Annotated in this window: 1 pseudogene; it reads right to left on the bottom strand. The window is 39.5% G+C overall.

Annotated elements, in window-relative coordinates:
* A pseudogene (locus HT709_RS11120) lies at positions 1–517 on the bottom strand (helix-turn-helix domain-containing protein); the annotation flags it as partial.

Below are 517 nucleotides of genomic sequence, written 5' to 3'. Positions count from 1 at the left end.
ATTTGTTCAAGGACATGATAGTAAGCATTCAAGTTCTCTTTTTTATCAAAATAAGCCCCTAGGATATTGCCGGAAGCATCATCAATGGCTAAGTGTAAGTTAGAGGTTTCTGCTCCAAACCAGGCATGAGGGCTAGCCTCCATTTGGATGAGTTCTCCAGCAAATTTCTTTCTGGGTCTACTAGGATGTAGCTTTTTAGTGTCTTCCAGGAAATCTTTAGCGGACGGTAAGATTGGATTGTCTAGGGGATGATTGCGGTTCAGTTTAGCTTGTTTTCTTAGTCTCTTCTTTGTCTTTCTGTGAGACTTGGGAGAGAGGATGTTTTCCTTATAGAGTATTTTTCTAACAGTTGTATCAGAGAGCTGAATTCCCTCTTCTTCAGCTAGTAATTCACAGAAATGAAGGACATTTGGTTTATATGTTTCATAGGAGAGGTATTTCTTTAGGACACGTTCTTTGATTTCATCAGGGATTGCATGTTTTGGTTTTCGATTTCTGTTTCCGTGTCTGAAGGCTT

Origin of the sequence: Streptococcus sp. 1343 (genome assembly GCF_013277355.1) — a bacterium.
GTDB lineage: Bacteria > Bacillota > Bacilli > Lactobacillales > Streptococcaceae > Streptococcus > Streptococcus pseudopneumoniae.
Note: the sequence above shows the minus strand (reverse complement) of the source record. Positions and strands in the feature narration are given on the sequence as shown.